Origin of the sequence: Acetobacter sp. DmW_136 (assembly GCF_008690365.1) — a bacterium.
GTDB lineage: Bacteria > Pseudomonadota > Alphaproteobacteria > Acetobacterales > Acetobacteraceae > Acetobacter > Acetobacter oryzifermentans.
The window spans coordinates 15,565-39,901 of the sequence record NZ_VHON01000036.1 but is presented as its reverse complement, the minus strand read 5'-3'; the positions used below and the strand labels follow the sequence as shown (position 1 = coordinate 39,901).

Below are 24,337 nucleotides of genomic sequence, written 5' to 3'. Positions count from 1 at the left end.
TTTATGTGCCAGAGAGCCAGACAGGCATGTCCCGTAGGGCGGTTTTGCATCTGGCGGAATAGGTGGCTGTTTTCGGCAAGGCAGGCTGTTATCGGGCCACCTGGGCACTTCCGTCTTTTTCCGGAGAAATGCGTTATGGCACCACTTCCTTTCCAACAAAGCTATGCAGCATTGCCAGAGCGGTTTTATGCCAGCGCGCCTCTTTCTCCTGCGCCAGATCCCAAGCTGATCCGGTTGAATTACGCCTTGGCAGAACAACTTGGGCTGGATGCACAATGGCTGGCCAGCCCGCAGGGCGTGGCTATGTTATCTGGCAGTGCAATGCCAGAAGGTGTGGATCCACTTTCCACGGCGTATGCGGGGCATCAGTTTGGCAGCTTTAATCCGCATTTGGGCGATGGGCGCGCCTTGTTGCTGGGGGATGTGCAGGACGCTCAGGGCCATGTGTGGGAAGTGCAGCTTAAAGGTTCTGGCCCTACACCGTTTTCACGCAGGGGGGATGGCCGCGCTGTGCTGGGGCCTGTGTTGCGTGAATATGTGGTCAGTGAGGCCATGCACGCCTTAGGTATTCCCACAACTCGTGCGTTGGCTGCCGTAAAAACAGGCATGGCTGTTTTACGTGAAACCATGTTGCCTGGGGCTGTTCTGGCACGTGTGGCTTCCAGCCATATCCGGGTTGGCACGTTTCAGTATTTTGCATCGCGGCAGGATTTGGCAGGGCTGCGGATTTTGGCGGATTTTGCCATTGCCCGGCATTACCCGCAGGTAGCACAAGGCCCAGCGCCGTATCTGGAGTTTCTTCAGCAGGTTATTGCGGCTCAAGCCAAGCTTATCGCGCAGTGGATGCTGGTTGGGTTTATTCATGGTGTAATGAATACGGATAATATGGCCGTATCAGGGGAAACCATAGATTATGGTCCCTGCGCTTTTATGGATCAGTATGACCCCAATACCGTGTTCAGTTTTATTGATGAGCGCGGGCGTTACGCCTTTACCAATCAGCCAACAATCGCCTTGTGGAATCTTACGCGCTTGGCGGAAGCCTTGTTGCCACTTCTTTCTGAGGATGAAGATGAAGGCGTGGCCTTGGCCGGGCAGGCGCTTGAGCAATTTGGTGGACTGTTCCATGGCGCATATTTTGCGGGATTGCGTGCAAAACTTGGTTTAAAAACACAGCAAGCCAAGGATGAAACATTCTTCCATACTTTGTTTGCTCAGATGCAGGAGCATCAGGCTGATTTCACCAATACCTTCCGCAGTTTGAGTGATGAGCGTGTGATAGCGGGTGAGTATGTGCCCGATACGTTAGAGGGTATGCAGCCCTGGCTGCATCAATGGCGGCAGCGCTTAACGCAGGAAGCGGAAGATGCACCAGCGATACGGGCAGAGAATATGCGCCGCGTAAACCCGTGTTATATCCCGCGCAACCATCTGATAGAGTCCATGATCGGCACTGCTGTAAATAATGATGATTATACGCTGTTTGAGGAAATGCTGCGCCTTACCGCATCACCTTATGCAGAGCAGGCAGATATGGCGCGGTATGCGCAACCACCCCAGCCTGAAGAGCGCGTAAGATATACATTCTGTGGCACGTAATCGCCGCTTATACGCAACCGGTAATGACGATAAAGCGGTGGTTATCGGCTGTGGTTTCAATGCGTGCTGCTACGCGGTACACAGTGCGTAACAATGCTGGAGTTAAAACCTCCGCTGGAGGGCCGGAGGCAATAATACGGCCTTCGTGCAGCACACAAACCAGGTCGCACAAGTTTAACGCGATGTTCAGATCATGTAGCACCATCACTGTAACAAGGTTGTTTGCACGCGTGATCTGCGTGAGTAGTTTTGTAACAGCATACTGATAATGCAGATCCAGCGCACTAAGTGGTTCATCCAGCAACAAAGCCTGCGGTTGGCGGCCAAGAGCCTGAGCCAGACCAATGAGCTGACGTTGACCGCCGGAAAGCTCATTCAATTTTCGCAATGCCAGATGGGCAATATTAAATTGCTTCAAAAGGCTTAGTGAAACCTCAATATCTTCTTCATTTGGGGCATCAGTAAAACGTTGCCCTTGCTTGTTGGGCATAACACGTTTTGCAGCCAGCATAGCTTCTAGCGCAGTGATATTAACAGGTGCGGGTAGGGCTTGCGGAAGATACAGGCAGTGTTGGGAACGTTCAGGCAAACGCATGCTGGTAAGCTGAAGACCATCCAGCGCAATAGTGCCTTGAGCAGGTAATAGGCCACTCATGGCGCGTAACAAGGTGGATTTGCCGCTGCCATTTGGCCCCAGCAGGGCACAGATACGCCCATGTGGAAAGCGAGGTGTTGTTAGATCATCCAGCACCGTATTGCGTCCATAATGGACGGTGAGATTTTGTGCTATCAGGCCAGAGGAATATTTGCCTGCTGTCATACCATTGGCCGCTGTTTAAGGATAATGGCCAGAAAGAATGGAATGCCCACCAGTGAGGTAATAATACCAAGAGGCACCACAATGCCCGGCACCAAAATACGCGCAACCAAAGAAGAAACAGACAAAATAAGCGCGCCGGTGAATAAGCTGCCGGGTAGGCTGAAATGATGATCTTCTCCCACCAGTCTGCGTGCAATATGTGGGGCTACTAATCCCACAAACCCGATCACTCCCACAAAAGCAACGGAAAGAGCGCATAAAAAACTGATACGTAAAAGGGTTGCTCGGCGCAGCCGCGGAACATCCACCCCAAGACTGGCGGCGCGTTCTTCTCCCATTCTTAAAAGAGTCAGCCTTCCAGCAGAGCGCAAAGAGAGTGGGAAAATAAGAACCAGACTGCCAGCCAACAAAGCTAAAGAGGCCCATGTAGCGCGGCTGAGGCTGCCGAGTGTCCAGAAAACCAGATCTTGCAGCGTATCTTCACTGGCAACAAATTGCATAAGAGCAACAAGCGCCTGAAACGAAAAAACAAGTGCAACCCCACAAAGAATAACCGTGCTGGTATCGGCTTGTCGGAAGCGTGTTAGCATATCCAATGCAAAAACGGAGAAGACCGAGAACACAAAGGCACACCCTGCTACCAGCCAGTTATCGGGCACGCCTGTAATGTGCCATTGCAAAACAATAGCTAAAGAAGCTCCAAACGCTCCGGCAGCGGAAACACCTAATGTAAATGGGCTGGCTAATGGATTGGCCAGAACTGTCTGCATTTCTGCACCTGCCAAGCCCAGAGCGCCACCTATGCAGGCAGCCATGAGGGCATAAGGCATCCGAATTTGCCATACAATAATGGCAGTTTGCTGCGGTACAGATGCTGAATTGAACAGTGTATGCAAAAAGAGGGTTGGAGAGAGATGAGCAGGCCCAACCAGAAAATTGGCACCAAGTGAAAGCACAACCCCAACAGCCAGACAACCAAGGATAAACAGCCGTTTATAGATGCTGGCACGATATGTAACTTGCACAGCAGTAAGGTCTGGCAGCGTGTTCTTGAGACCCGGCATAGTATCCTGTGCTTGACGGTGTGCAGTGGAAAAGGCTTTGTGCGTTTTCATCTTTTCCTTCTGCATGAAACTCGAAAAACGGATAGGTGTTGGCACAGATGGTTATAATGCAAAATGGTTATGATCCATCTTTGCCCGTAAAGGAAACATCCTTCTCCTTTACAGTAACGCCAGAGCAGGCAGGAGAACGGATTGACCGTTTTCTGGCAGCTATAATGGAAACGCTTTCACGCTCACGCATTAAAAGCCTGATTGAAGAAGGGCACCTTAAGTGTGATGGCGTGTGTATAAGAGAACCGGCAGCCATAGCTCGTGCTGGCATGAAAGTGGAATTGACCATTCCGCCCGCAGCCCCCGCAGTGCCGCAAGGGGAGGATATTTCTTTTACCGTTTTGTATGAAGATGATGATCTGATTGTGCTGGATAAGCCCGCAGGCCTTGTGGTGCATCCTGCGCCGGGGAATGAGACAGGCACGCTGGTTAATGGCCTGATTGCCCATTGTGGTGAAAGCCTGAAAGGTATTGGGGGAGAACGCCGCCCGGGTATTGTGCATCGGCTGGATAAAGATACCTCTGGCGTTATGGTGGCAGCTAAAACAGAGATGGCACATCAAGCCTTGTCAGAAGATTTTGCCGCTCGTCGGATAGACCGTGCCTACTTGGCCTTTTGCTGGGGGCTACCCAATCCGGCGGAGGGAGATTTTGAAGGGGCAATCGGGCGCGATAAGCGAGACCGCAAGCGCATGGCGCTTACCCCCAAAGGCGGAAAATGGGCGCTCACACATTACCGCACGTTGCAGGCTTTTGGCACGGGGGCTGCCCTTGTGGCCTGCAAGTTGGCCACAGGGCGCACACACCAGATCCGTGTGCATTTTTCTGCGAACGGACACCCTTTGATAGGTGACCCGCTGTATCTGCGTCGGATTCCCGCAGCCTCTCGTGTGCTGTCTTCTGCGGCCCGTGCTGCTGCTCTGGACTTTCCGCGCCAAGCTCTTCATGCCGCGCGGTTAGGGTTTATACATCCCAGAACGGGTGAAAAATTGTTGTTTGAAACCCCTATGCCGGAAGATATGCAGGCATTGGAACGCAGCTTGAAGGCTGATCAGGAATAGGTTTTTCGATTCGGAAACGAGAAACAGGACTGCACAGGTCCAGAAATATGGCTGTCTTCTGCCATGCATCTTAGAATTCTTGACACATGTGCTTTTTCCAGCGCACCCTATTGCACCTACTAGGCCTTGGAAACCGTAGCCGAACTGGTGGGAGAGCCTCTTTTCAGTTTGCCGCTCATACGGAGGGCAGAGGAATTGAGGGTTAAGACATCTGTCCATCGCATGACTGGATCTTGCCTCTTTTTATGAATGCATTGCGGGCGTTACGGGAACCCAAAGCATTCAAGGGAGTTTCCAGTTCAGGGGAGTAGTCAGCACATGGTATCTTCCGTTATCAATGTTGGGCCTGAAAACAATCTTTCAAGGTACCTTCAGGAAATCCGCAAATATCCTCTCCTCACACCAGAAGAGGAACTCAGCCTTTCACGTCTGTGGCGCGATAAAGGAGACGTTAAAGCCGCGCATCAGCTTGTAACCTCTCATCTGCGTTTGGTTGCAAAAATTGCCATGGGTTACCGTGGTTATGGCCTGCCAATCAATGAACTGATTAGTGAAGGCAATATTGGCATGATGCAGGCCGTAAAGCGATTTGATCCAGAAAAAGGGTTCCGCTTGGCCACATATGCCATGTGGTGGATTCGTGCAGCCATTCAGGAATACATCCTGCATAGTTGGTCTTTGGTGAAAATGGGCACCACTGCGGCTCAGAAAAAGCTGTTCTTCAATCTGCGTCGCCTGAAAGGGCAGATGCAGGCTATTGATGATGGTGATCTGAAGCCAGAGCAGGTGAACAAGATTGCTACAACACTGGGTGTTTCTGAACAGGATGTGGTGGATATGAACCGCCGCATGGCAGCCCCAGACCATAGCCTGAATGCACCCATGCGGGCCGATCAGGATAGTGAATGGCAAGACCGGCTGGTTGATGATCACACCAATCAGGAAGACGTTTACGCTGAGAATGAGGAACTTTCTGGCCGTAAAGCGCTGCTTTCTTCCGCCATGGAAAACCTGAACGAACGTGAACGCCGGATTTTTACGGAACGCCGGTTAAAGGATGATCCCTCAACGTTAGAAGAACTGGCGCACGAATATGGTATCTCGCGTGAGCGGGTGCGCCAGATTGAGGTGCGTGCGTTTGAAAAAGTGCAGGCGGCCATGAAGAAGGAAGTTCAGGCCCGGCGCGAAGAAACCTCCCAGAATACGTAATAAGCTTTGGCGTTTCCTAATTGCAGACCATGCAGGCAGGAAACGCCAAGATGCTTATATTTGTTTGAGCGTATAAGGGAATGCTTACGATCAGGCAGCCGCAGCGTCTTGAATGAAAAATGTGGCGTCTGTTCTGCCGTTCCAGCTTTCTGCCCGCAAATACCCTGCAAGATGCAGGGCCGGGCGTGTTGTATCTTCCAGTTTGGCCGCGAGTGGGTTTTCATGCGCGCGGAACAGAAGCGCTTTCAACCGGCCGTTATTTTCACCCTTTAAAAGCAGACGCAGCGTATTGCCATCGCGGCCAATGCGATCTGCACGTATAACTGTTACGCGTGGTATGGCCAGCAGAGGTTCTGGGTTTCCAGCACCAAACGGCGCAAGGGCACCCATGTCTTGTGCTAATTCAGCCGTGGCGCCAGAAATGGCCACCACCGCATCTACTGTAAGCGGCACTTTTTCTGGAAGCGTGGCAGCCTGCGCCAACCGAGTATCTAGAAAGGTATGAAATTCTTCCAGCTTATCTGCTGTAAGGGAGAAACCAGCAGCCATGGCATGGCCCCCGCCGGTTTTCAACATACCTGCCTGACGGGCTGCAATAATCACGGTGCCAAGATCTAAGCCGGGAACAGAGCGGCCAGAACCTTTAATCGTGCCATCTTCTTGTTCTGCGCCTACAAGGGCCGGGCGATTGAACCGTTCCTTAATACGCCCCGCTACAATACCGACAACACCGGGATGCCAATCTTTCCCCGCTAGCATGATAACAGCGTGTCCGGCTTTTTTCTGAGCTTCTGCCTGTTGCATGGCAAGATCCAGAATATCGGCCTCAACACCTTGCCGACGACGGTTTACAGCATCCAGACGTTCGGCCATCTGGCGTGCTTCAAAGTTATCTGGGCAACGCAGTAGGCGGAGGCCTAAGGCTGCTTCTGCAATACGGCCACCCGCATTAATACGAGGCCCTAACGCAAAGCCGCAGGAAAAAGCATCTGGCGCTTTGGTAACGCCAGCAATTTCCATAAGTGCATTCAGGCCAGTACGTTGGCGGCGGGCCATAATTTTAAGCCCTTGCGTTACAAACGCACGGTTAAGCCCATGCAGTGGCATAACATCACAAACCGTTGCCAAAGCCACCAGATCAAGCTGGCGCATAAGATCGGGCGGAGGCTGGTTTGCTGTAAACCAGTCTGCACGCCTCAGATCTCTCGTAGTGGCAACTGCGGCAAGAAAGGCAAGGGCTGCTGCGCAAATATGATGCAGGCCAGAGGGGCAGTCTGGCCGATTAGGGTTGACCGTTGCCAGAATAGGGGGAAGGGCATCTTCCGATTTGTGATGGTCCAGCACAATCACATCGGCTTTGTCTGTCATCTGACACAAAATATCTGCTGAAGCGGTGCCGCAATCCACACAAATCAATATGGAAGCGCCCTGCGCCACCAAATTATCCAGTGCGGCTACGTTAGGGCCATATCCTTCGGTCATTCTGTCTGGAATATGGGTATGAACAGTGCAGCCGAGTTCTTCAAAAAAAGAGGCAAGAATGGCGGAGGCGCAGGCACCATCCACGTCATAATCACCAAAAATCCCAATTACTTCACGATTCTGGACAGCTTTTGCCATGCGGGCAGCAGCCTTATCCATATCCGTGAGAGTGGAAGGATCGGGCATAAGTGCCCGCAACTTGGGTTCCAGAAAATGAGGGGCTTGATCCGGGGTAATCTGGCGCATGGCCAGCAGACGGCCAACAATTTCTGGAATACCCAGTTGTTGAGCCAAAGCAGCCCCCAGACGCATCAGGGCAGGATCTTCTGCCCCGGCACGCCAAACCCAACGCCGCCCAACAAAGCTGGCTTCCACCCCTAATACAGCAGGCGTGGAAGTTTCTTCTGGTTGTTCGGTAAGTTGCAAGGTGCTGCTTTGCATCACAATTCAGAGCTGTTTATTGCGGAGCCCATGTTTTGGTTTTGAAATTATGGTGGCCTTCAATAAAGCGCACCGTTCCAGATTTGGAACGCATAACCAGAGAATGCGTAATGGCCTGATGCGGCAACTGCCGAACACCACGCAGCAACGTGCCAGTGGTTACCCCCGTGGCAGAAAACAGCACAGAGCCAGCAGCCAGATCATGCAGGCCCAGCTTGCGATCGGGGTCTTTGCCAGGGTTCATTTTGCGGGCGCGTTCACGCTGTCCTTCATCTTCAAACAGCAGCCGTCCTTGCATTTGCCCTTCTACGCAGCGAATGGCAGCCGCAGTCAACACACCTTCAGGTGCACCGCCAGAGCCTACATAAATATCAACCTGACTGGTATCAAGGCAGGCGGCAATTCCGCCAGCCACATCGCCATCTGTCAGCAGGCGCACACGCGCACCGGCAGCACGGGCACGGGCAATCATTTCTTCATGCCGTTCCCGGTCAAGTGTGCAGAGCAGAAGATCCTGAACACTTTTGCCTTTGGCTTTGGCCAGATTTTTCAGGTTGTTTTCAATGGAATTATCCAGATCAACAACACCTTCGGGCAGATTGGGGCCAACCACAATCTTGTCCATATAAATATCTGGCGCATGCAGGAAGTTACCACGTTCTGCCAGTGCCACCACGGTAATGGCATTTGGCATATCTTTGGCGCAAAGATTGGTGCCTTCTAGCGGGTCCACGGCAATATCCATGCCGGGGCCGCCAGAGCCTACTTTTTCACCAATATAAAGCATGGGGGCTTCATCCATTTCCCCCTCACCAATCACCACCATGCCATCAATGGCTACGGTATCAAATGCTGTGCGCATGGCTTCTACGGCAGCGCCATCCGCATCGTTTTTGCGGCCACGCCCTGTCCACCGGGCGGAAGCCAGAGCAGCGGCTTCCGTGACACGCACCAGCTCAAGCGCCAGATTGCGGTCAGAAACAACAAAAGGAGAGGGGCCTATGGAATCAGACATCAGAAACAGGATCCTTGCTTAAAAGTCTATGATACCGGAAAAGGTGGCTAGAATCAGGCTGTTTCGATCCGAATCATCACAGGGCTGTCCGTCACCACGCTCAATGCATCTATTTTGGTGATGGCATCCTGCATGGCGGCTTCTGATGTCTGATGCGTAACCAGAACAAGCGGAACATACGGTGTTGTCTCATTTTCCGCAGGATGCTGAAGCATGCTGCGCAAGGAAACACCGCAATCACGCAAGACAGCTGTAATGTCTGCAATAACGCCGGGGCGGTCTTCTACCATGAGGCGGAGATAGAAAGCGCCTGCTCCGGTGCCAGCAGGGCAAGCGCGCAATGCAGGTTCTGCACTGGCCTGCACGCCCCATACCGGAATGGTGTGGCCACGGGCAATATCAATCAGATCCGCGGTTACGGCACAGGCTGTTGGGCCAGCACCGGCACCGCGGCCTTCCAGCATGATACGGCCAACAAATTCACCTTCAGCTACAACGGCGTTAAACACGCCATCCACCTGCGCAATAGGTGCGTTGTGTGGCAGCAGGCAAGGTGCAACACGCGCTTGCAGGCCTGCATCTGTCAGCCGGGCAAGGCCCAGAAGTTTGATGCGGTAGCCAAGGGTGCGAGCAAAAGCAAAGTCAATGGCGCCAATTTGGCGGATGCCTTCTACCTGCACGGAATCAAATGCTACTGGGCGACCAAAAGCCAAGCCTGCCAGAATTGTCAGTTTGTGGGCTGCATCTATGCCGTCAATATCGGTGGAAGGGTCGGCTTCTGCATATCCCAGATCCTGTGCATCTTTCAGCACCAGATCGAAATCCTTACCCGTTTCACGCATTACGGTAAGAATATAGTTGCACGTGCCGTTCAGGATGCCGCCAACATGCAGGAATTTGTCTGCGGCCAAGCCTTCTCGCACTGTTTTAATGGCAGGGATGCCGCCTGCTACGGCGGCTTCAAACAACAGGGGAGCGTTGTTGTCTGCACTAAGCTTGGCAAGGGCGGAGCCGTGAACAGCAAGAAGAGCTTTATTGGCGGTTACAACTGGTTTGCCAGCAGCCAGCGCTTTTTCTACCAGCGCACGGGCCGGGCCTTCGCTTCCACCAATCAACTCTACAACAACATCCACATCTGGGTCTGAAACCAGATCCAGCGAGTTATCATGCCAATGTAACGTGGAAACATCTATGCCGCGGTCGCGCGTGCGGTCTCGAGCGCTTACGGCCACCACTTCCAGTTTGCGGCCTGCGCGGGCGCTCAGCAGATCTGCATTCATACGCAGCAGGCGAATAACGCCAGCGCCAACCGTGCCCAGACCGGCAATACCAAGACGAAGAGGAGAAGAATTGGAACAGGATGTCACGGTGCAACAGGCTCCGGCTTTTTGGTAGAGGAAGAAGAAGATGGCGAGATACCATGCGCAGACAGGAACCCACGAATGGAACGCAGGGCCTGACGCAGGCGCTGGGTGTTTTCAACCAACCCAATACGAACATGGTCATCACCATATTCACCAAAGCCAAGGCCAGGAGCCACAGCCACGCCAGCTTCTTCCAGAAGGAGTTTGGAAAAGGCAACACTGCCCATTTCACGGAACGGCTCAGGAATAGGGGCCCAAGCAAACATGGAACCTTCTGGAGAAGGAACATCCCATCCAGCTCCGTGTAGGCCGCGAATCAGCACATCGCGCCGGTCTTTATAAAGAGCACGCAAGTCAGCCACACAGTCCTGCGGGCCGTTAAGGGCGGTTACAGCAGCTACCTGAATAGGCGTGAAGGCACCATAATCCAGATAAGATTTAATGCGGGTAAGTGCTGCAATTAGGCGCTCATTACCCGCAGCAAAGCCTACGCGCCACCCAGCCATGGAATAGGTTTTGGAAAGAGATGTGAATTCTACAGCAATATCTTTCGCGCCCGGCACGGCCAAAATGGAAGGAGGCACAAGATCACCAAAATAGATTTCAGCATATGCCAGATCAGACAGAATCCATATTTCTTCCTTGCGGCAGAAAGCAACCAATTCCTTATAAAAATCCAAATCAGCCAGATAGGCCGTTGGGTTGGACGGAAAGTTTACAATCAACGCGGTGGGCTTGGGCACGGAATGGCGTACAGCCCGCTCTAGCGCGCGCAGCATGTTTTCATCCGGCGTTGCCGGAATGGAGCGGATGGAAGCCCCGGCAATAATAAAGCCAAACTGATGAATGGGGTAGGAGGGGTTAGGCACCAAAATGGTGTCCCCCGGGCTGGTAATAGCGGAAGCCAGATTGGCTAACCCTTCCTTGGAGCCCAGTGTGACAATCACTTCCTTGTCCGGGTCCAGCCCAACGTGAAAGCGACGTTCATAATACCCAGCAACAGCCTTGCGTAGCCCCGGAATACCGCGACTAACAGAATAACGGTGGGTACGAGGATCCTGCACCGTTTCCAGTAGTTTATTAACAATGTGCTGCGGGGTGGGGGTATCTGGATTGCCCATGCCGAGGTCAATAATATCCTCGCCCCGCGCGCGGGCTGCTGCCTTGGCCTGGTTTACCGAGGCAAATACATAAGGCGGCAGACGGCGGATGCGATGGAATTCTTCAGTCATGGGTTTTTAATGCTCTAAAGAAACAGGGGGTAAGGAACCCCCCGCAGGTTTGTGGGAAGAAGCATAGTAATCGTCAGAGCAGAACAGGCAACTCCTCACTCTGCCCAAAATGCTGGAATGACACTTTTGTAAGTGAGTTTCAGGGGCTGGTCGCCACTTTGGCACCTGTGCCAAAGGCATCCCCCCGTACATGAATGCTGGAGGAAGGCACGCCAAGATTTACCAGTGCTGTTGCCAAACGTTGAGCCCGCAAAATCCCAAGTTTTACAGCATCAGACTGATCCTGCGCGCTTAATGAAAGGGCATTACCAAACCCACGGATAAAGAATGGCCCATTAGGGTGATCCGCTTTGAGTTTGCTGAGCGTATTTTCCTGCCCGCTGGACAGCACATCTGACTGTGGCACAAAATGGAAAGAAGTGCCTTTCACATCAACCAGATCATAGTTTGGCTTGATGGTATCTGGCACATGCGCATCGGAAGGCACATCAAAGCCCGGAAAAGATGGGGCTGTGGGAGGGCCATCTGGAATCTGCGGAATATCAGAGGCCGGTATTTCTGTTTGTGCGGCTTTTGGGCGCACTGCTGGCATGCCAACTTCTGGTTCGGCTTCTGCCGTTTTATCCTGCGCCTTGTTAGCGTGGCTATCCGTGGAAGATGCCTTGCCGGTTGGGGAGGCAGCGTTTTGCGTATTTTGGTTTGGTGAGGAATCCGCGGCATCCATAATGGCACCACTTACGCCTTCTGGCAGGCTGGCCTGTTGAGAGCCATCTTGTGCCGCGCCATTTTGCTGGGGGGAGGACGCAGCAGAAGGGGCCGCTTTTGCCGGAGGCTGTGCTGTAGCAGAAGGCGGAGGCGGAATATTGGGGATAATGCTGCCATTGGCAGCGACTGTCCGGTAAGCCAGATTGCGCTCACGAATCAGCCCTTGAGTTACCAGCGCGCGATCTTGGGGGGAGGGCATTTCCGGCGCTTGTGTGGGGGTAAGGCCAACATGCGGGTAGGGATCGTAAATACCGGGCGGCGGGGGGCGTTGAGAAGCAATAACCCCACCGCGCATATGCTGCACCCAAGAAAGCGTGCCATCAACGGCATCCTTATGGGGGCTGCATCCGCCAAGAAGAAGCGCACCAGAAGCCATGAGCACTCCAAGCCGTACAGCATTTAGACCTATGGCGCTGCGGGGTGTCCGCTTGTGTTCTAAGCTGGGTTGCGGCATGGCAGCGCGGATACTCCGACTAATGGAAACCAGACAGTAAGACAGAGCGCACCTTACCCTTTTCCGTCCCGGCTGGCGAGACAGCACATGATTGCCCCTTGGCAGGCAGCCTTAGGCAGCGCAGGATAAGAGAATGTACACAGATACAGAACATGCGGAGAAAGCAATGACGGGCATTTTCCCCCGTAACGCCATCAAGATGGATGACGAACCGGAAACTCCGGCAGCCCCGGAGAAGGCAGAAGAAAAAACAGCCGGCGCCCCGCATGGCGAACTGGAACACAAGTTGTTCAAGCAGCGGAAAGTGCTGATTTTTGGCGGAATTGATGATAAAATCGCCCGCGATGTAACGGGCCGCCTTTTGGCGCTGGCTGGTGAATCTGACCAGCCGATTGATGTCTATGTCAATTCTCCCGGTGGGCATGTGGAAAGTGGTGACACAATCCATGACATGATCCGCTTTGTCGATTCGATTGCCCCGATCAACATGATTGGCACAGGCTGGGTGGCATCTGCTGGTGCGCTGATTTTTGCCGCCGGGCATAAAGAGCGCCGATTCTGCTTACCCAATACACGCTTTTTGCTGCATCAGCCGATGGGTGGCGTGCGTGGTCCGGCAACGGATATCGACATTGAAGCGCGTGAAATTATCAAGATGCGTGAACGGCTAAACCGGATTTTCGCTAAAGAAACCGGCCATAGCTATGAAAAAGTCGCAAAAGATACGGATCGCAACTATTGGATGTCTGCCAAGGAAGCGATTGATTACGGCTTAGTGACCAAGATCATTTCAAAGCTATCTGATCTGCACTAATACACATCGCGCCTGCTTCGCATTTCCAACTTTGGATTGGGCGAGGCAGGCGCGTTTGCGTTACTGGATCTGCCAGAATGTCTGCCCAAAAGGTTGGGTGTCGTATGAGGCAAGATCCCTAGAAAACAGGTTCCTCACATGGGTTCTCTGAGCGATATCTATTCTCATCTGCCTGAAAGCATGGATGATTTGCCTCCGCCGCCCAATGAGGCTGCAGTGGAAGAGGCTGATTATCGTGCCCGCCATTGGGTAAGCCCCGTAAAAGGGCCGCTTACGCCGGGGTCTGAGGCGCATAAACATGCCTTGGCGGAAATGTTCCGCGAGACGTTTAATCCTTACAGGCCATCCGTTATCAATTGGCCTAAATTGGACCCGGAAACGCTCAAGCGCATAACGTCCCTGCCTATCTGGGATATCGCCGTGCAGACGGAAGGCAAAGCGCGCCTGCGCATGGCTGCTTATGCTAATCTGGTTACAGACCCGGATATGAAGGATGCCATCTCCCGCAATGCGTGGGAGGAAAACCGGCATAAGGAAGTGCTGTCCAAAATGGTGGCAGCCTATGATATCCCTATGGCGCCGGAACCTCCTTACGTTGAGCCCAAGGATGTTGAGTGGGCGTATCTGGTGACAGGTTTTTCTGAATGTGCGGACAGTTTTTTTGCCTTTGGCATGTTCGAACTGGCCAAGCGTTCTGGCTATTTTCCGCCTGAACTGACAGACACGTTTGAACCTATCATGCAGGAGGAATGCCGCCATATTCTTCTGTTTGCCAACTGGTTGGCATGGAACCGGGCTGTTATGCCCTGGTGGCGTCGGCCTTACTTTGAGCTGAAGGTTCTGGCTGTTTGGGCATTCCTTGGCTACGAGCGCTTGTCTCTTGTGCGCACGGTGGATGATAACGGCCAGGTACATACGCAGGACAACAATTTTACGGTAACTGGCACCAAGGAAGTTACCAACATTCAGATCAATCTGCCTGATTTCATGCAGCTTTGTCTGGATGAGGATGACCGGCGTTTTTCCGGCTATGATCCACGCCTGCTGCGCCCAACAACCACGCCTGCCATTGCACGCGTTATTCGTGATGTTGGGCGGTGCTGGGAATTTGCTAGCGGTGTTTTCAAGGCAAATCGTAAAACAGCAGCTTAATCTGTTTTAAGGTTTATCCCAACCAGCCCGATTGTCTTATTTGGGTTGGTTGGGTAATTTTTTATCTGCTTGAGGCTTTGGCGTTGCCATAGCGCCTATAATGGAAAGGTGGGGGCGTTTTTGGGCGCTCTGTTATAGCTTGGGCAATAAGATCATGATCCGGTGCACGGTGGCACACAGGGTCAGTCGCCGTAGCATCTCCCGCTAGAGCCAAGGCTTGGCAGCGGCATCCGCCCCAATCATCTTCCTTGAACGCGCAGGACTGGCATGGTTCGGGCATCCAATCTGTGCCACGGAACAGGCGGAACAGGGGTGCATTTTCCCAGATATCGGCGAGAGAACGTTCTGTAACAGAAGGCATCTGAATGCCCGGAATGCTCTCTGCAGCATGGCATGGCAGCACTTTGCCTACAGGAGAAACGTTTAGAAAGCGTTGGCCCCACCCCCCCATGCAGGGTTTGGGCCGGTCTGCATAATAATCTGGCGTTACAAAATCTATGCTCATGCGGCCAGCGAGACGGGTGCGTGCTTCAGCAACAATTTTTTCTGTTTCTTCAACCTGAGCACGGCTGGGCAGTAACGCATTACGGTTGAGTAGCCCCCAGCCATAATATTGCGTATGCGCAATTTCTATGCGTCTGGCCCCAAGCTGTTCAGCTAAGGCCAGCATAGCTGGCACACGTTCACAGTTTTGCCGATGGATTACAAAATTCAGTGTAAGGGGCAGCCCTTCGGCCTTAATAAGTTGTGCTGCTTCCAGCTTTTTGGCGTGGGCGCCTTTCATATGGGCAATATGGTCTGCGCTTTCAGCTTCGGCATCCTGAAAGGAAAGTTGGATATGGTCCAACTCAGCATCAGCCAGTTCTTGCAGGCTTTTGGCATTGAGCAGCACGCCAGAGGTAATCAGGTTGCTATATAATCCTACTTTGGCGGCATGAGCGACAAGTTCGGGTAGATCTGGCCTTGCCATAGGCTCACCGCCAGAAAAGTGAACCTGCAATACGCCCATTTCAGATGCTTCGCTCAGCACACGTTTCCAGTCTTGTGTGCTGAGTTCCTGCGTGCGGGGTTCCAGTTGTAAAGGGTTGGAACAGTAAGGGCACTGTAAAGGGCAACGGTGCGTGAGTTCTGCAAGCAGGCTCATGGGAGGGGGAGGCATGTTCATACTGCCAGCAACACCTGCTTGGTGGTTAGATCCTGTAAAAGGGCTAGCACATCCCGTGCAATAATATCCCGCGGGGCGGAAAATTTTTGGCAGAGCAGCTCTAATATATCGCCCACATTGCGGGTACCATTTATGAGTTGCAGCACTTCAACCGCGATAGGGTCTGCATGAAAGGCGCGTTCAGGTGCTTGAATGAACCATACTTCCCGCACGCGGTCATATTGCAGGCGTGTGCCCCGCGCAAATCGGAGGATACTGCTTTCAGAAATCATGGAAGTATCCGGTGTTTGGCTCATGCTGCAGTTGCTGGGCGAAAAGAACCCGGTGGAATACGAGCGGGCGTGACGTAAGCATAATCCAGCGCATCCAGCATGGACCATAGCACGCCGCATTTAAATTTAAGTGCGTTGAGCACACTCTGCTGTTGTTCCACTGTGCGAGCGTGCTCCTTTACATAAGCAAGCGCAAAAGCAGAATCCTGTGGTGCCTGTGTCAGGCGCGGCTTAAAGTAAGCCAGTGTTTCTTCGGTAATAAAGGCATAGTTCTGCAACATGCCCGAAACACGCTCGCTGATAATGGTGAGGGAGAACAGTTCTGTCAGGGAGGAAGCAATAGCCTCCAGCACAGAACGTTCGCGCACAAAATGCACATATGCCTCTACAGCAAACTTTGTGCCAGGCAGCAGACCTTCGAGTGATTCGACATAGGCACGATCCAGCCCCAGGCCATCTGTAAGCTTCAGCCAGCGCGCTACGCCGCCGGAGCCCGGTTCTGTGCCATCATGGTCTTCTAACCGTCTCCGCCATTCACGCCGCAATTCGGCAGTGGGAAGGCGTGCGAGAAGAGAGGCATCTTTAGCGGGAATGCTGGCCTGATAGTAATATCTGTTCAACGCCCATGCCTGAACCTGTCCTTTGTTCAGTTTGCCATCGTGCAATGCGCGATGGAAAGGGTGCAGATTGTGGTAGCGTTCTGCGCCTATGGCACGCAGGGCTTGTTCCAGTTCATTCGGGGTGAGCAGTTGGGTGGTCATAGCGAGACTTTCATTCCATCAAATGCAACATCCCATCCTGCTTGCTCTACGGCATGGCGCTCTGGTGAATCGGCCAAGAGAATAGGGTTGGAATTATTGATGTGGATGAGAATTTTACGTTTCACATGTAAAGGGCGGAAGGCGGCAATGGTGCCATCGGGCTCATCCGCAATGGATATGTGGCCCATGCGGTGCCCGGTTTTGCTGCCCAGTCCGGCGCGGATCATTTCATCATCTGTCCACAACGTGCCATCAAAAAATACAACATCTGCGCCATTTATGCGGTTGCGTAGGGCATCTGTCATCATCGCGCAGCCGGGAATAAACAGGGCTCGGGCGCGGCCATCCGTTATTTCCAGCCCAATGTTTTCCCCGTTACTCATGATTTCAGCAGGGTTTTCGGCCTTTTCTGCGTAAAGGGGGACTTTGCCCGGTACAATAAAGGGCATGATGCTAAACTCAGCCGGAACCAAGGAAATGGGGTGCTCCGGTTGCATGGCGTGGCGCGGCACAAGCGTGCGATCTAGTGCATTAAAAATAGGATTTGCGTTAAGCTGATCCAGCACAGGTTGTGTGGCATATAGATTAAAGTGCTGCCGCTCGCGCAGGGTGAGCAGGCCCGTAATGGCGTCTATTTCCCCACTTGTAAGCACAACGCCAGAAATGGGGGTGGAGCGTAACCCTTCACGCGGGAACATATCCGGTGTCTGGTTGATCTGGGTGCGCAGATCGGGCGAGGCATTGAGTACATACCAGTGCTGGCCATCTCCGCTTACGGCAATAGATGCCTGCGTGCGGGAAGGGGCTGCGGGGTCTCCCGCACGGGCGCGGCGGCAAGCCGGGGCGTTAGAGTTCCATTGCGGAAAGCCGCCACCCGCACCTGCACCAAGAACAACAATTTCAAGCATAACAACACATCTAAATAAAAAAGCCGCCAGTGCAAAACCGGCGTTAAAACCGGTAATGGCTGGCGGCTAAGCTGGGCATAACCCCGACTTATTTCTTCTGGCCGCAAACGTAGCTGTTGATTTCAGCGCCCAACGGAATTTCGGTAACTTTTGGTGCAGTCCAAGCCATAAGCCTGTCTCCTTGATTGAGTTGAAACAGAGCAGATTCCTACAGGCTCTCCAGATAAAGATCCGCAGGAAAAAGCCGCTTTTGCGCCTTGCAGTGTGATGAAAAATGGCTATCACGCAAGGGTTCTACCCCCCAAAGAGGCGCGTAGAGGGGCTATTTTCACGCAACTGTGAATAAAAGAAGGGCTGTACAGCACAACAGCACAAAATGCGTGCAAGATTTGTCTTGGCTGGCGGAGTCTTCTAAAGCAGCCCAAACAGGCAAGGCCTCAGCCCAGCGGGGTCACTATGCCGGGGAGGAAACAGATGAGTGACCAGATACGGGTTGGGGTAAGACGCACGCATGATGAATAGTCAGGTTAAGGCTCTGTTTGTCCGTGTCTTTCGCAATACCGGGTATATTCTGGGGGGACGTGGATTTTGCGCGGCTCTATCACTTATAACCACAGCAGTTTGCGCACGTGCATTGGGCTTGCAGGATTATGGTGTTCTGCTGCTTATCAATTCTTTTGTTCTCTCCTGTTCAGCAGGGTTGCGGTTTCAATCTTGGCAACCTTTGCTGCAATACGGCAGTAGCTTGTACCGTAAGGGAGACAGGCATCCGTTTCAGATGCTCTTACGCCATTGCATGCTGCTGGATGGCGTAGGCGCTGTGGCAGGTATGGGCGTTGCCTTGCTGCTGTGTGAATGGTTCGGAAATCTTTTAGGCTGGGGAGATGCGTCTTCCGCTACACCGTTTTGGTACATGACAGTTATTCTGTTCATGAACACAGGTGGCGCTATGGGCGTGATGCGGTTGCTGGATCGGTACGAACTCTCTGTGCTGGCAGATAGCGGAAGCGGGTTGATCCGTTTGGTGGGTAGCCTTGCGGGGCTGTTCTGGCATTGGTCTTTTACCAGTTTTTTGGTGATCTGGTATTTCTCAACTGTTGCATCATTTTTTATCAATTACGGCATGGGCGCGTATCTGCTTTTGCGCTCAGATGGGTTGCAGAATTTCCGTATATTCGGCGTACCTTGGGTAAGCCCTATCAAGGGTATCTGGCGCTTTATTTTTTCTGTCAGCATCAATCAGGCGCTTGCACGGCTTTCTTCGCGCTTAACGGTGATGATTGTAGGTGCCGTTCTTGGCCCGCAGAGTGCTGCCATTTATAATGTAACGTGGCAGATTTCTGATGGTCTGGCGCGCCCGGCCCAGATGATGACACCAGCTTTGTATCCAGAACTGGTGGCCTTGAAAGATAAGCGAGACTGGGCATCTATCCGGCAGGTAACGCATCGTATCTTGCAAGTGCTTGGTGTGTTCTCGGCAGCGGTGCTGGCGATTGTGTTTGTGTTGGGGCCTTGGTTGTTGCATGTGTTGCTGACTGTGCCGTGGTCTGGCACCCGCACACTTCTGCTGCTGATGACATTAACTGCCATTCTGGACTTGTGGGATGTGCCGCTAGAACCTTTGTTGGTTTCTCTTAATCGTGCCCATCAGATTTTGCTGGGGCGGTTGTTTACAATGTGCGTAACACTGCCCTTACTGTATTTCCTAACTTCTGGGTTAGGGATGACCGGAGCCGGTCTGGCAACATTAATAGGCGAGTTGGTAATCTTCCTAACCCGGCTTGTGCCTTACCTGTTGATGAGCCGAAAGCAGGATTTTGGAAGAGGCAATGGCTAAGGCAGCACCAGTTTCTGATACATATGAGGTGTGGATACTGGATACACATCGTGCCGGTGAAATGGCGCAGTGCAGGGCTTTGGCGGATATGCTTGGATTGCCGTGCCAGATTATTCCACTCCAGGCAGATTTTAGCTTGCCAGAGCAGATTCCGGATACCCGAAACCTCCGGTTAATTCTGTCTTTTGGTAATGCAGTGCAGGCGGCCTTGGCGTTGCGAACGCGTTGTAAAAACACGCCAGCCATTGTGCAATTAGGGCGGCCAAGCCATGTGCCCGCAGCAGATTTGGATCTGATAATTATTCTGCCGCAGGATGATTATCCAGCAGCTTCCAACGTATTGCGTTTAAGATTTCCCTTAAATGGCGCGGATAAAGACCAGAGATTTATACCGCAAGCAAATCCAGTTACGCGGCATGGCGGCACGGTTGTTTTGTATGGTGCGCCCTCAAAGCAGTTTTTTCTGGATAAGCAGGATACATATAAACTTCTAAGTTTCAGCCATAAACTGGCACAGGCACACCATGAACCATTGCATGTGCTTACCAGCCCAAGAACTCCTGTAGAGGCTGAAGGTTGGCTGGAGGATATAAGTAAAACCATTCCAATGCAGATTTACACGTTCCGAAAAGGCGTTAACCCTTTCCAGAGTTTTTTGCAGGAGGCCAGCAGGTTTGTTGTAACTGGAGATAGTGCATCCATGTTGGCAGATGCGTGCCGTACGGGGGTGCCTGTATGGCTATTTCCATTACGGACTAAGCAGAGCTTCATGGAATGGTTGCAAGCCAGCGTAGATTGGCTGGGGTTACACACTATCCGCAACAGGCTCGTGCGTTCTGGTTGGTTGGGAAGTGGGACATGCTTTGAGAAGTGGCATACCACTCTGGCCGAGCAGAATTATATCCATTTGGTGTCACCACAGGTTTCTTCTCAGGCATTGATGTGGCAGCCAGATGCATTGCGGCGGGATGATGATATGCAAAAATGTTATGAGAGTATCATGAAACTGCCTTTGTTTATTGCCAGATAAGCCACGGCATTAGATATGCTGGGGAGCGTGGCAATGTTTGCCACATTTATGGTTTCTGCCATTGGGAAGTCTGTTTCGGCTGACGACTTATAACGGCATTTCACAACGGGCAGACATGTGCATGCACGATAATCTTGAACGGAATGAGCAGGAAGTTCTGCAAGGAACATGCGCAGCCATTGTTACGTATGGTGACCGTGTCCATTTTCTAAAGCAGGTTTTGGAAGGTGTTTTTAGCGCCGGTGCCGGACATGCCGTTGTTGTAGATAATGGCACGGCAGAAAGTGTGGCGGCAGAAATTGCCAGATTGCCAGAAATATTCGGGGCGGATCGGCTTACCATTATTCGCCTGCAAACCAATACGGGTTCAGCCGGTGGTTTTCATGCGGCTATTCAGGCAGCGGCTTTGCGTGAAAGCACACAGCATATATGGGTGCTGGATGATGATAACAGGCCTGAGCCAAACTCCCTGAAATTTCTTTCCAAAGCATGGATAAGTATGGGGGCAAGTAAGCAAGTATGTCTCAGTGGTTTTAGGGAAGATAAAACAACATATAAGAAACTTTTTAAAACCTGTAAGTTTCACGGAATTACAAAAAACTCATTTTTCGGCTTTTCCATGCAGACTTTGTTGCGGAAACAAAAAGCAAAGGTTTGGCAGAAAGATGGGTTGAAATGCCTGCAAATGCAGATGTCGGCTTATGGTGGTTTCTGGTTTCATAAAAGCTGGATTCAAAAAGTTGGTCTGCCGGATGCACGGCTTTTTCTTTATTTTGATGATTACGATTTTACCCTACGGATTACAGAAAACGGAGGGCAAATTTGGGCGTGCCAGAACAGTGTTCTAAAAGATCTGGAACTATCATGGCAGGTCAATGATTCCGTATTGCAACACTGGCTGCGTGAAGAAGAAAACTTTTCCCGCACTTATTTCTCTATTCGAAACCGTGTTTATATTGAAAGAAAATTTGTAAAAAATAAGTATATTTATGATGCAAATATCATTCTGTATTTTATATCAAAGATTATTTTTAAAAATAGGCAGAGTATTTACTATCATTTCCGGCATCCTCACTTGGTGTGTAGAAGGTGGAAGCTGATTGCGCAGGCTATAAAAGCCGGTAAGGCTGCAGATTTTCAAACACCCCCTCCGGCGGTTTGAAACGGTTTGAAGGAAATGTTTGCTAAGCTGCTTAACGCGGTTTTAAAGAATTTTCTTTCTGTAAGGCTAAGCAAAGCCTGATACCTTTAATCACGTCTGTTTAACCCCAGCGCAATAGTAGAATGGCGCCGGGGTTTTTGCGTCTTAAGCGCCCGATTTTACTGGGTCTTTCAACGTGACAATAAAGGGCACATGGTCAGATGGGCGCGGCATTGCGCGTTCATTTTTATCAGGTTCAGCCGTTTGCAGACGTTCTGCAAGGCGAGGGGAAAGCAGCATGTGGTCAATCCGCAGCCCGCAATCCCGCTCCCATGCGCGGGCCTGATAATCCCAAAATGTATAAGCTGCGCCTGTTGGATGCACTGCCCGCAAAGCATCTGTCAGCCCCAGCCAGAGTAAGCGACGATACGCAGCCCGGCTTTGTGGGCGCACAAGAGCATCTTCTGGGCCAAGGGCTCCGGGGGCGCAATCTATAGGGGCAGGACAGATATTGTAGTCACCCGCCAACACAAAATCTGTTTCTTCAGCTAGTAAAAGGCGCGCGCGCGCTGTTAAGGCATTTAGGAACTCAAGCTTGGTGGCATAGCCCTGTTCTCCACCTGAATTGCCATTGGGCAGATACAAATTGCCCAGCACAATATGTTGGGTGCGCACTTCCACATATCGTGCTGCCGGGTCTGAAAAGCCGGGGAGGTGATCTGTCGTGATGCTAAAATCTCCACGCACAAGAGTAGAAACCCCGTTGTAGGATTTCTGCCCTATTACGGCGCAGCCATACCCAGCATCCTCAAAGGCAGCTTTGGGGAATAGATCCGTCTCGCACTTGATTTCCTGCATCATTAACACGTCTGGCTGTTCGCGCTTCAGCCAATCCAATACCAGATCCATGCGTTGACGGACGGAGTTTACATTCCAAGTTGCAAGTTTCATGCCACGGAAAAGCTTGTGCCACAGCCGCAGGAAGATGCTGCATTAGGGTTGTTCACCGCAAAATGCGCGCCCATCAGCTTGTCTGCAAAATCAAGCTCTGCGCCAGACAGCAAATCCATACTGGCCGGATCAACCACAACCAACGCCCCATTTTTTTCTATGCGCGTATCATCGGCCTCAATATCAGCCGCGGGAATAAGCGTGAAAAGATATTGAAAGCCGTTACATCCTCCGGCTTCTACAGAGACACGCATGGCAACCGGTGCTGGCGTTTCTGGGGTGGCAGTTGCCTGCTTTTTGGCAATTACACTGGCAATGCGATTTGCCGCAGATTCCGAAACGGAGAAGGGTGTTGGCTGGGTCATCTTTCTTAAATAGCTTGCGCGCCCTCTGGTTTGAAGGGGCAAGATGCCAAGAATAGTCAACTTTGGCGGAATATTCTAAACTCCTGTAAGTTTCATCCGGATTGGATACCGGCAACAGGCTGGTGGACCGTGCTGCAAAGGAAACCGCAGGAGTGCCAGACACGACAGAATGCAGGGATCTGATGCCCTATGCCGTTCAGCCAGGAGTAGGCCGGGCGCGCCGCCTTTATGATGAGCCAGAATCTCTCACACGTTCACCGTGGCAGCGTGATCGGGATAGAGTAATCCATTCTTCGGGCTTTCGTCGCCTGCAATATAAAACGCAGGTGTTTGTGAACCATGAGGGAGACTTCTTTCGCACGCGTTTGACACATTCCTTGGAAGTGGCGCAGGTGGCCCGCTCCATGGCGCGGTTTCTGAAGCTGGATGAAGATCTAACAGAAGCCGTCGCACTGGCGCATGATCTGGGGCACACGCCTTTTGGGCATGCGGGGGAAGATGCGCTGGCTGCCCATATGCAGGAATGGGGTGGGTTCGATCATAACACACAGGCCCTCCGGCAGGTGATGCTGAAGGAACGCCGGTATCTGGCATTTGATGGGTTGAACCTGACATGGGAAACATTGGAAGGTTTGGCCAAGCATAATGGGCCAGTTAAACGTGCTCCTGCACGATTGCTGGAATTAGATGCACTGTTCCCGTTGGAACTTTCCACATATGCCTCTGCCGAGGCACAGGTGGCGGCACTGGCGGATGATATTGCCTATCACGGGCATGATCTGGACGATGGCGTAAAATCAGGCCTACTCTCGCTGGATGATCTGGTGGATGTGCCCGTAGTGGGGGAAGAACTGTTTGAAGTGCGGAAGGCTGCGGCTGATCTGCCTTCTCATGATACACGCACTTTGCAGCGTATCCGTCATGAAATGGTGCGTCGTGTTATTCATAAACTGGTGACAGATGTATTGATCTGTACGCGCGAACGCTTGCAGGATCTGGCCCCTCGGCATGTGGAGGATATACGCGCGGCATCCGGCCCTGTTGTGGCCTTTCAGGAGCAGATGGCCCAAGCCAATAAAGGTATTCGTAAGTTTCTGTTTGCCCACCTGTATCGTCATTGGCGCGTGAATAGGATGACGCACAAGGCCCGGCACGTTACGGCAGAACTTTTTGATACGCTTACGGAGTCGCCATCCCTGCTGCCAGCTGAATGGCAGCGTGAGGCAGAGGGAAAAGATGCCACAGGGTTACGGCGTGTGGTGGCGGATTATGTGGCTTCCATGACAGATCGCTACGCTATGGAAGAACATAGACGGTTGACGGACCTGTCTGTTGCAGGCTGATAAACGCGCTTTCAGCGCTTTCTTACTATTACGGGGTTAAG

At 52.2% G+C, this 24,337-nt stretch carries 23 protein-coding genes; 9 read left to right on the top strand and 14 right to left on the bottom strand.

Annotated elements, in window-relative coordinates; all coding sequences use genetic code 11:
• Positions 1-135 precede the first annotated feature (135 nt).
• Positions 136-1,599, top strand: coding sequence for a YdiU family protein (locus FKW31_RS11860; RefSeq protein ID WP_150178628.1), 1,464 nt, complete (start codon positions 136-138; stop codon positions 1,597-1,599).
• A 7-nt stretch (positions 1,600-1,606) separates the two neighbouring features.
• Here FKW31_RS11860 and FKW31_RS11855 read toward each other — a convergent pair whose 3' ends face one another.
• Positions 1,607-2,419 carry an ABC transporter ATP-binding protein gene (locus tag FKW31_RS11855; protein WP_150178627.1) on the bottom strand — a complete coding sequence of 271 codons (813 nt, stop codon included), beginning with the start codon at positions 2,417-2,419 and terminating at the stop codon, positions 1,607-1,609.
• The gene (locus FKW31_RS11850) at positions 2,416-3,534 is read right to left on the bottom strand and encodes an iron ABC transporter permease (RefSeq protein ID WP_166443404.1); all 1,119 of its coding nucleotides are present in this window, start codon (positions 3,532-3,534) and stop codon (positions 2,416-2,418) included. The genes FKW31_RS11855 and FKW31_RS11850 overlap by 4 nt, the downstream gene beginning before the upstream one ends.
• 47 nt (positions 3,535-3,581) lie before the next feature.
• Between FKW31_RS11850 and FKW31_RS11845 the strand changes: the two genes are divergently transcribed.
• Both FKW31_RS11845 and rpoH read left to right on the top strand, forming a co-directional pair.
• Positions 3,582-4,595 carry an RluA family pseudouridine synthase gene (locus FKW31_RS11845; RefSeq protein WP_193562075.1) on the top strand — a complete coding sequence of 338 codons (1,014 nt, stop codon included), beginning with the start codon at positions 3,582-3,584 and terminating at the stop codon, positions 4,593-4,595.
• 249 nt (positions 4,596-4,844) lie between these two features.
• Positions 4,845-5,804, top strand: a complete 960-nt coding sequence (gene rpoH, locus FKW31_RS11840) for an RNA polymerase sigma factor RpoH (RefSeq protein WP_006115933.1) — start codon at positions 4,845-4,847, stop codon at positions 5,802-5,804.
• A gap of 90 nt (positions 5,805-5,894) precedes the next feature.
• Here rpoH and recJ read toward each other — a convergent pair whose 3' ends face one another.
• The 5 genes from recJ to FKW31_RS11815 form a co-directional block, all read right to left on the bottom strand.
• The gene (gene recJ, locus FKW31_RS11835; RefSeq protein WP_150178648.1) at positions 5,895-7,727 is read right to left on the bottom strand and encodes a single-stranded-DNA-specific exonuclease RecJ; all 1,833 of its coding nucleotides are present in this window, start codon (positions 7,725-7,727) and stop codon (positions 5,895-5,897) included.
• 16 nt (positions 7,728-7,743) lie between these two features.
• Positions 7,744-8,742, bottom strand: coding sequence for a class II fructose-bisphosphatase (gene glpX / locus FKW31_RS11830; RefSeq protein ID WP_006115935.1), 999 nt, complete (start codon positions 8,740-8,742; stop codon positions 7,744-7,746).
• Between the two features lie 53 nt (positions 8,743-8,795).
• The gene (locus FKW31_RS11825; RefSeq protein ID WP_150178625.1) at positions 8,796-10,109 is read right to left on the bottom strand and encodes a homoserine dehydrogenase; all 1,314 of its coding nucleotides are present in this window, start codon (positions 10,107-10,109) and stop codon (positions 8,796-8,798) included.
• Positions 10,106-11,338 carry an LL-diaminopimelate aminotransferase gene (locus tag FKW31_RS11820; RefSeq protein WP_035353357.1) on the bottom strand — a complete coding sequence of 411 codons (1,233 nt, stop codon included), beginning with the start codon at positions 11,336-11,338 and terminating at the stop codon, positions 10,106-10,108. Before FKW31_RS11820 ends, FKW31_RS11825 begins: the two co-directional genes overlap by 4 nt.
• Positions 11,339-11,477: 139 nt before the next feature.
• Positions 11,478-12,644 carry a hypothetical protein gene (locus FKW31_RS11815; protein WP_150178624.1) on the bottom strand — a complete coding sequence of 389 codons (1,167 nt, stop codon included), beginning with the start codon at positions 12,642-12,644 and terminating at the stop codon, positions 11,478-11,480.
• A gap of 46 nt (positions 12,645-12,690) precedes the next feature.
• Here FKW31_RS11815 and FKW31_RS11810 point away from each other — a divergent pair, with 46 nt between their 5' ends.
• Together FKW31_RS11810 and FKW31_RS11805 are read left to right on the top strand one after the other, a co-directional pair.
• A complete protein-coding gene (locus tag FKW31_RS11810; RefSeq protein ID WP_006115939.1) occupies positions 12,691-13,371 on the top strand; it encodes an ATP-dependent Clp protease proteolytic subunit in 681 nt (226 codons plus the stop codon).
• Between the two features lie 138 nt (positions 13,372-13,509).
• A complete protein-coding gene (locus FKW31_RS11805; RefSeq protein WP_006115940.1) occupies positions 13,510-14,523 on the top strand; it encodes a hypothetical protein in 1,014 nt (337 codons plus the stop codon).
• Positions 14,524-14,584: 61 nt separating this feature from the next.
• Here FKW31_RS11805 and pqqE read toward each other — a convergent pair whose 3' ends face one another.
• From pqqE to pqqA, 5 genes are all read right to left on the bottom strand, one after another.
• Positions 14,585-15,688 carry a pyrroloquinoline quinone biosynthesis protein PqqE gene (gene pqqE / locus FKW31_RS11800; protein WP_150178623.1) on the bottom strand — a complete coding sequence of 368 codons (1,104 nt, stop codon included), beginning with the start codon at positions 15,686-15,688 and terminating at the stop codon, positions 14,585-14,587.
• The gene (gene pqqD / locus FKW31_RS11795) at positions 15,685-15,960 is read right to left on the bottom strand and encodes a pyrroloquinoline quinone biosynthesis peptide chaperone PqqD (protein WP_081461428.1); all 276 of its coding nucleotides are present in this window, start codon (positions 15,958-15,960) and stop codon (positions 15,685-15,687) included. Before pqqD ends, pqqE begins: the two co-directional genes overlap by 4 nt.
• 20 nt (positions 15,961-15,980) lie before the next feature.
• A complete protein-coding gene (gene pqqC / locus FKW31_RS11790; RefSeq protein WP_150178622.1) occupies positions 15,981-16,721 on the bottom strand; it encodes a pyrroloquinoline-quinone synthase PqqC in 741 nt (246 codons plus the stop codon).
• A complete protein-coding gene (gene pqqB / locus FKW31_RS11785; RefSeq protein WP_150178621.1) occupies positions 16,718-17,629 on the bottom strand; it encodes a pyrroloquinoline quinone biosynthesis protein PqqB in 912 nt (303 codons plus the stop codon). Before pqqB ends, pqqC begins: the two co-directional genes overlap by 4 nt.
• Positions 17,630-17,717: 88 nt before the next feature.
• Positions 17,718-17,798 (bottom strand): pyrroloquinoline quinone precursor peptide PqqA, encoded by an 81-nt coding sequence (pqqA, locus tag FKW31_RS11780; protein WP_014457297.1) that lies wholly within the window; start codon positions 17,796-17,798, stop codon positions 17,718-17,720.
• A 342-nt stretch (positions 17,799-18,140) separates the two neighbouring features.
• Here pqqA and FKW31_RS11775 point away from each other — a divergent pair, with 342 nt between their 5' ends.
• The 3 genes from FKW31_RS11775 (at position 18,141) to FKW31_RS11765 (ending at position 21,658) form a co-directional block, all read left to right on the top strand.
• Entirely contained in the window at positions 18,141-19,466 is a 1,326-nt protein-coding gene (locus FKW31_RS11775; RefSeq protein WP_006115945.1) for a lipopolysaccharide biosynthesis protein, read from the top strand.
• On the top strand, positions 19,459-20,496 hold the full coding sequence (locus FKW31_RS11770) for an ELM1/GtrOC1 family putative glycosyltransferase (RefSeq protein WP_150178620.1): 1,038 nt from the start codon (positions 19,459-19,461) through the stop codon (positions 20,494-20,496). The genes FKW31_RS11775 and FKW31_RS11770 overlap by 8 nt, the downstream gene beginning before the upstream one ends.
• Before the next feature lie 61 nt (positions 20,497-20,557).
• Positions 20,558-21,658: a glycosyltransferase gene (locus FKW31_RS11765; protein ID WP_193562077.1), complete on the top strand. Its 1,101-nt coding sequence runs from the start codon at positions 20,558-20,560 to the stop codon at positions 21,656-21,658.
• Between the two features lie 144 nt (positions 21,659-21,802).
• Here the strand turns inward: FKW31_RS11765 and FKW31_RS11760 are convergent, their stop codons facing one another.
• Positions 21,803-22,588, bottom strand: coding sequence for an exodeoxyribonuclease III (locus tag FKW31_RS11760; RefSeq protein ID WP_150178618.1), 786 nt, complete (start codon positions 22,586-22,588; stop codon positions 21,803-21,805).
• Positions 22,585-22,953, bottom strand: a complete 369-nt coding sequence (locus tag FKW31_RS11755) for an iron-sulfur cluster assembly accessory protein (protein WP_035353363.1) — start codon at positions 22,951-22,953, stop codon at positions 22,585-22,587. Before FKW31_RS11755 ends, FKW31_RS11760 begins: the two co-directional genes overlap by 4 nt.
• A 122-nt stretch (positions 22,954-23,075) precedes the next feature.
• Here FKW31_RS11755 and FKW31_RS11750 point away from each other — a divergent pair, with 122 nt between their 5' ends.
• Positions 23,076-24,296 (top strand): deoxyguanosinetriphosphate triphosphohydrolase, encoded by a 1,221-nt coding sequence (locus FKW31_RS11750; protein WP_089179956.1) that lies wholly within the window; start codon positions 23,076-23,078, stop codon positions 24,294-24,296.
• Positions 24,297-24,337: the final 41 nt, after the last annotated feature.

Excerpts from the sequence above, each read along its gene's own strand:
- pqqD (WP_081461428.1), bottom strand. The coding sequence starts at position 15,960 with ATGATTTCTGAAAGCAGTATCCTCCGATTTGCGCGGGGCACACGCCTG.
- FKW31_RS11845 (WP_193562075.1), top strand. The coding sequence starts at position 3,582 with ATGGTTATAATGCAAAATGGTTATGATCCATCTTTGCCCGTAAAGGAA.
- rpoH (WP_006115933.1), top strand. The coding sequence starts at position 4,845 with ATGCATTGCGGGCGTTACGGGAACCCAAAGCATTCAAGGGAGTTTCCA.
- pqqE (WP_150178623.1), bottom strand. The coding sequence starts at position 15,688 with ATGAACATGCCTCCCCCTCCCATGAGCCTGCTTGCAGAACTCACGCAC.
- FKW31_RS11770 (WP_150178620.1), top strand. The coding sequence starts at position 19,459 with ATGGCTAAGGCAGCACCAGTTTCTGATACATATGAGGTGTGGATACTG.
- pqqA (WP_014457297.1), bottom strand. The coding sequence starts at position 17,798 with ATGGCTTGGACTGCACCAAAAGTTACCGAAATTCCGTTGGGCGCTGAA.
- recJ (WP_150178648.1), bottom strand. The coding sequence starts at position 7,727 with ATGCAAAGCAGCACCTTGCAACTTACCGAACAACCAGAAGAAACTTCC.
- FKW31_RS11755 (WP_035353363.1), bottom strand. The coding sequence starts at position 22,953 with ATGACCCAGCCAACACCCTTCTCCGTTTCGGAATCTGCGGCAAATCGC.
- FKW31_RS11805 (WP_006115940.1), top strand. The coding sequence starts at position 13,510 with ATGGGTTCTCTGAGCGATATCTATTCTCATCTGCCTGAAAGCATGGAT.
- glpX (WP_006115935.1), bottom strand. The coding sequence starts at position 8,742 with ATGTCTGATTCCATAGGCCCCTCTCCTTTTGTTGTTTCTGACCGCAAT.
- FKW31_RS11775 (WP_006115945.1), top strand. The coding sequence starts at position 18,141 with ATGATGAATAGTCAGGTTAAGGCTCTGTTTGTCCGTGTCTTTCGCAAT.
- FKW31_RS11855 (WP_150178627.1), bottom strand. The coding sequence starts at position 2,419 with ATGACAGCAGGCAAATATTCCTCTGGCCTGATAGCACAAAATCTCACC.
- FKW31_RS11810 (WP_006115939.1), top strand. The coding sequence starts at position 12,691 with ATGTACACAGATACAGAACATGCGGAGAAAGCAATGACGGGCATTTTC.
- pqqC (WP_150178622.1), bottom strand. The coding sequence starts at position 16,721 with ATGACCACCCAACTGCTCACCCCGAATGAACTGGAACAAGCCCTGCGT.
- FKW31_RS11760 (WP_150178618.1), bottom strand. The coding sequence starts at position 22,588 with ATGAAACTTGCAACTTGGAATGTAAACTCCGTCCGTCAACGCATGGAT.
- FKW31_RS11820 (WP_035353357.1), bottom strand. The coding sequence starts at position 11,338 with ATGACTGAAGAATTCCATCGCATCCGCCGTCTGCCGCCTTATGTATTT.
- FKW31_RS11850 (WP_166443404.1), bottom strand. The coding sequence starts at position 3,534 with ATGAAAACGCACAAAGCCTTTTCCACTGCACACCGTCAAGCACAGGAT.
- pqqB (WP_150178621.1), bottom strand. The coding sequence starts at position 17,629 with ATGCTTGAAATTGTTGTTCTTGGTGCAGGTGCGGGTGGCGGCTTTCCG.
- FKW31_RS11860 (WP_150178628.1), top strand. The coding sequence starts at position 136 with ATGGCACCACTTCCTTTCCAACAAAGCTATGCAGCATTGCCAGAGCGG.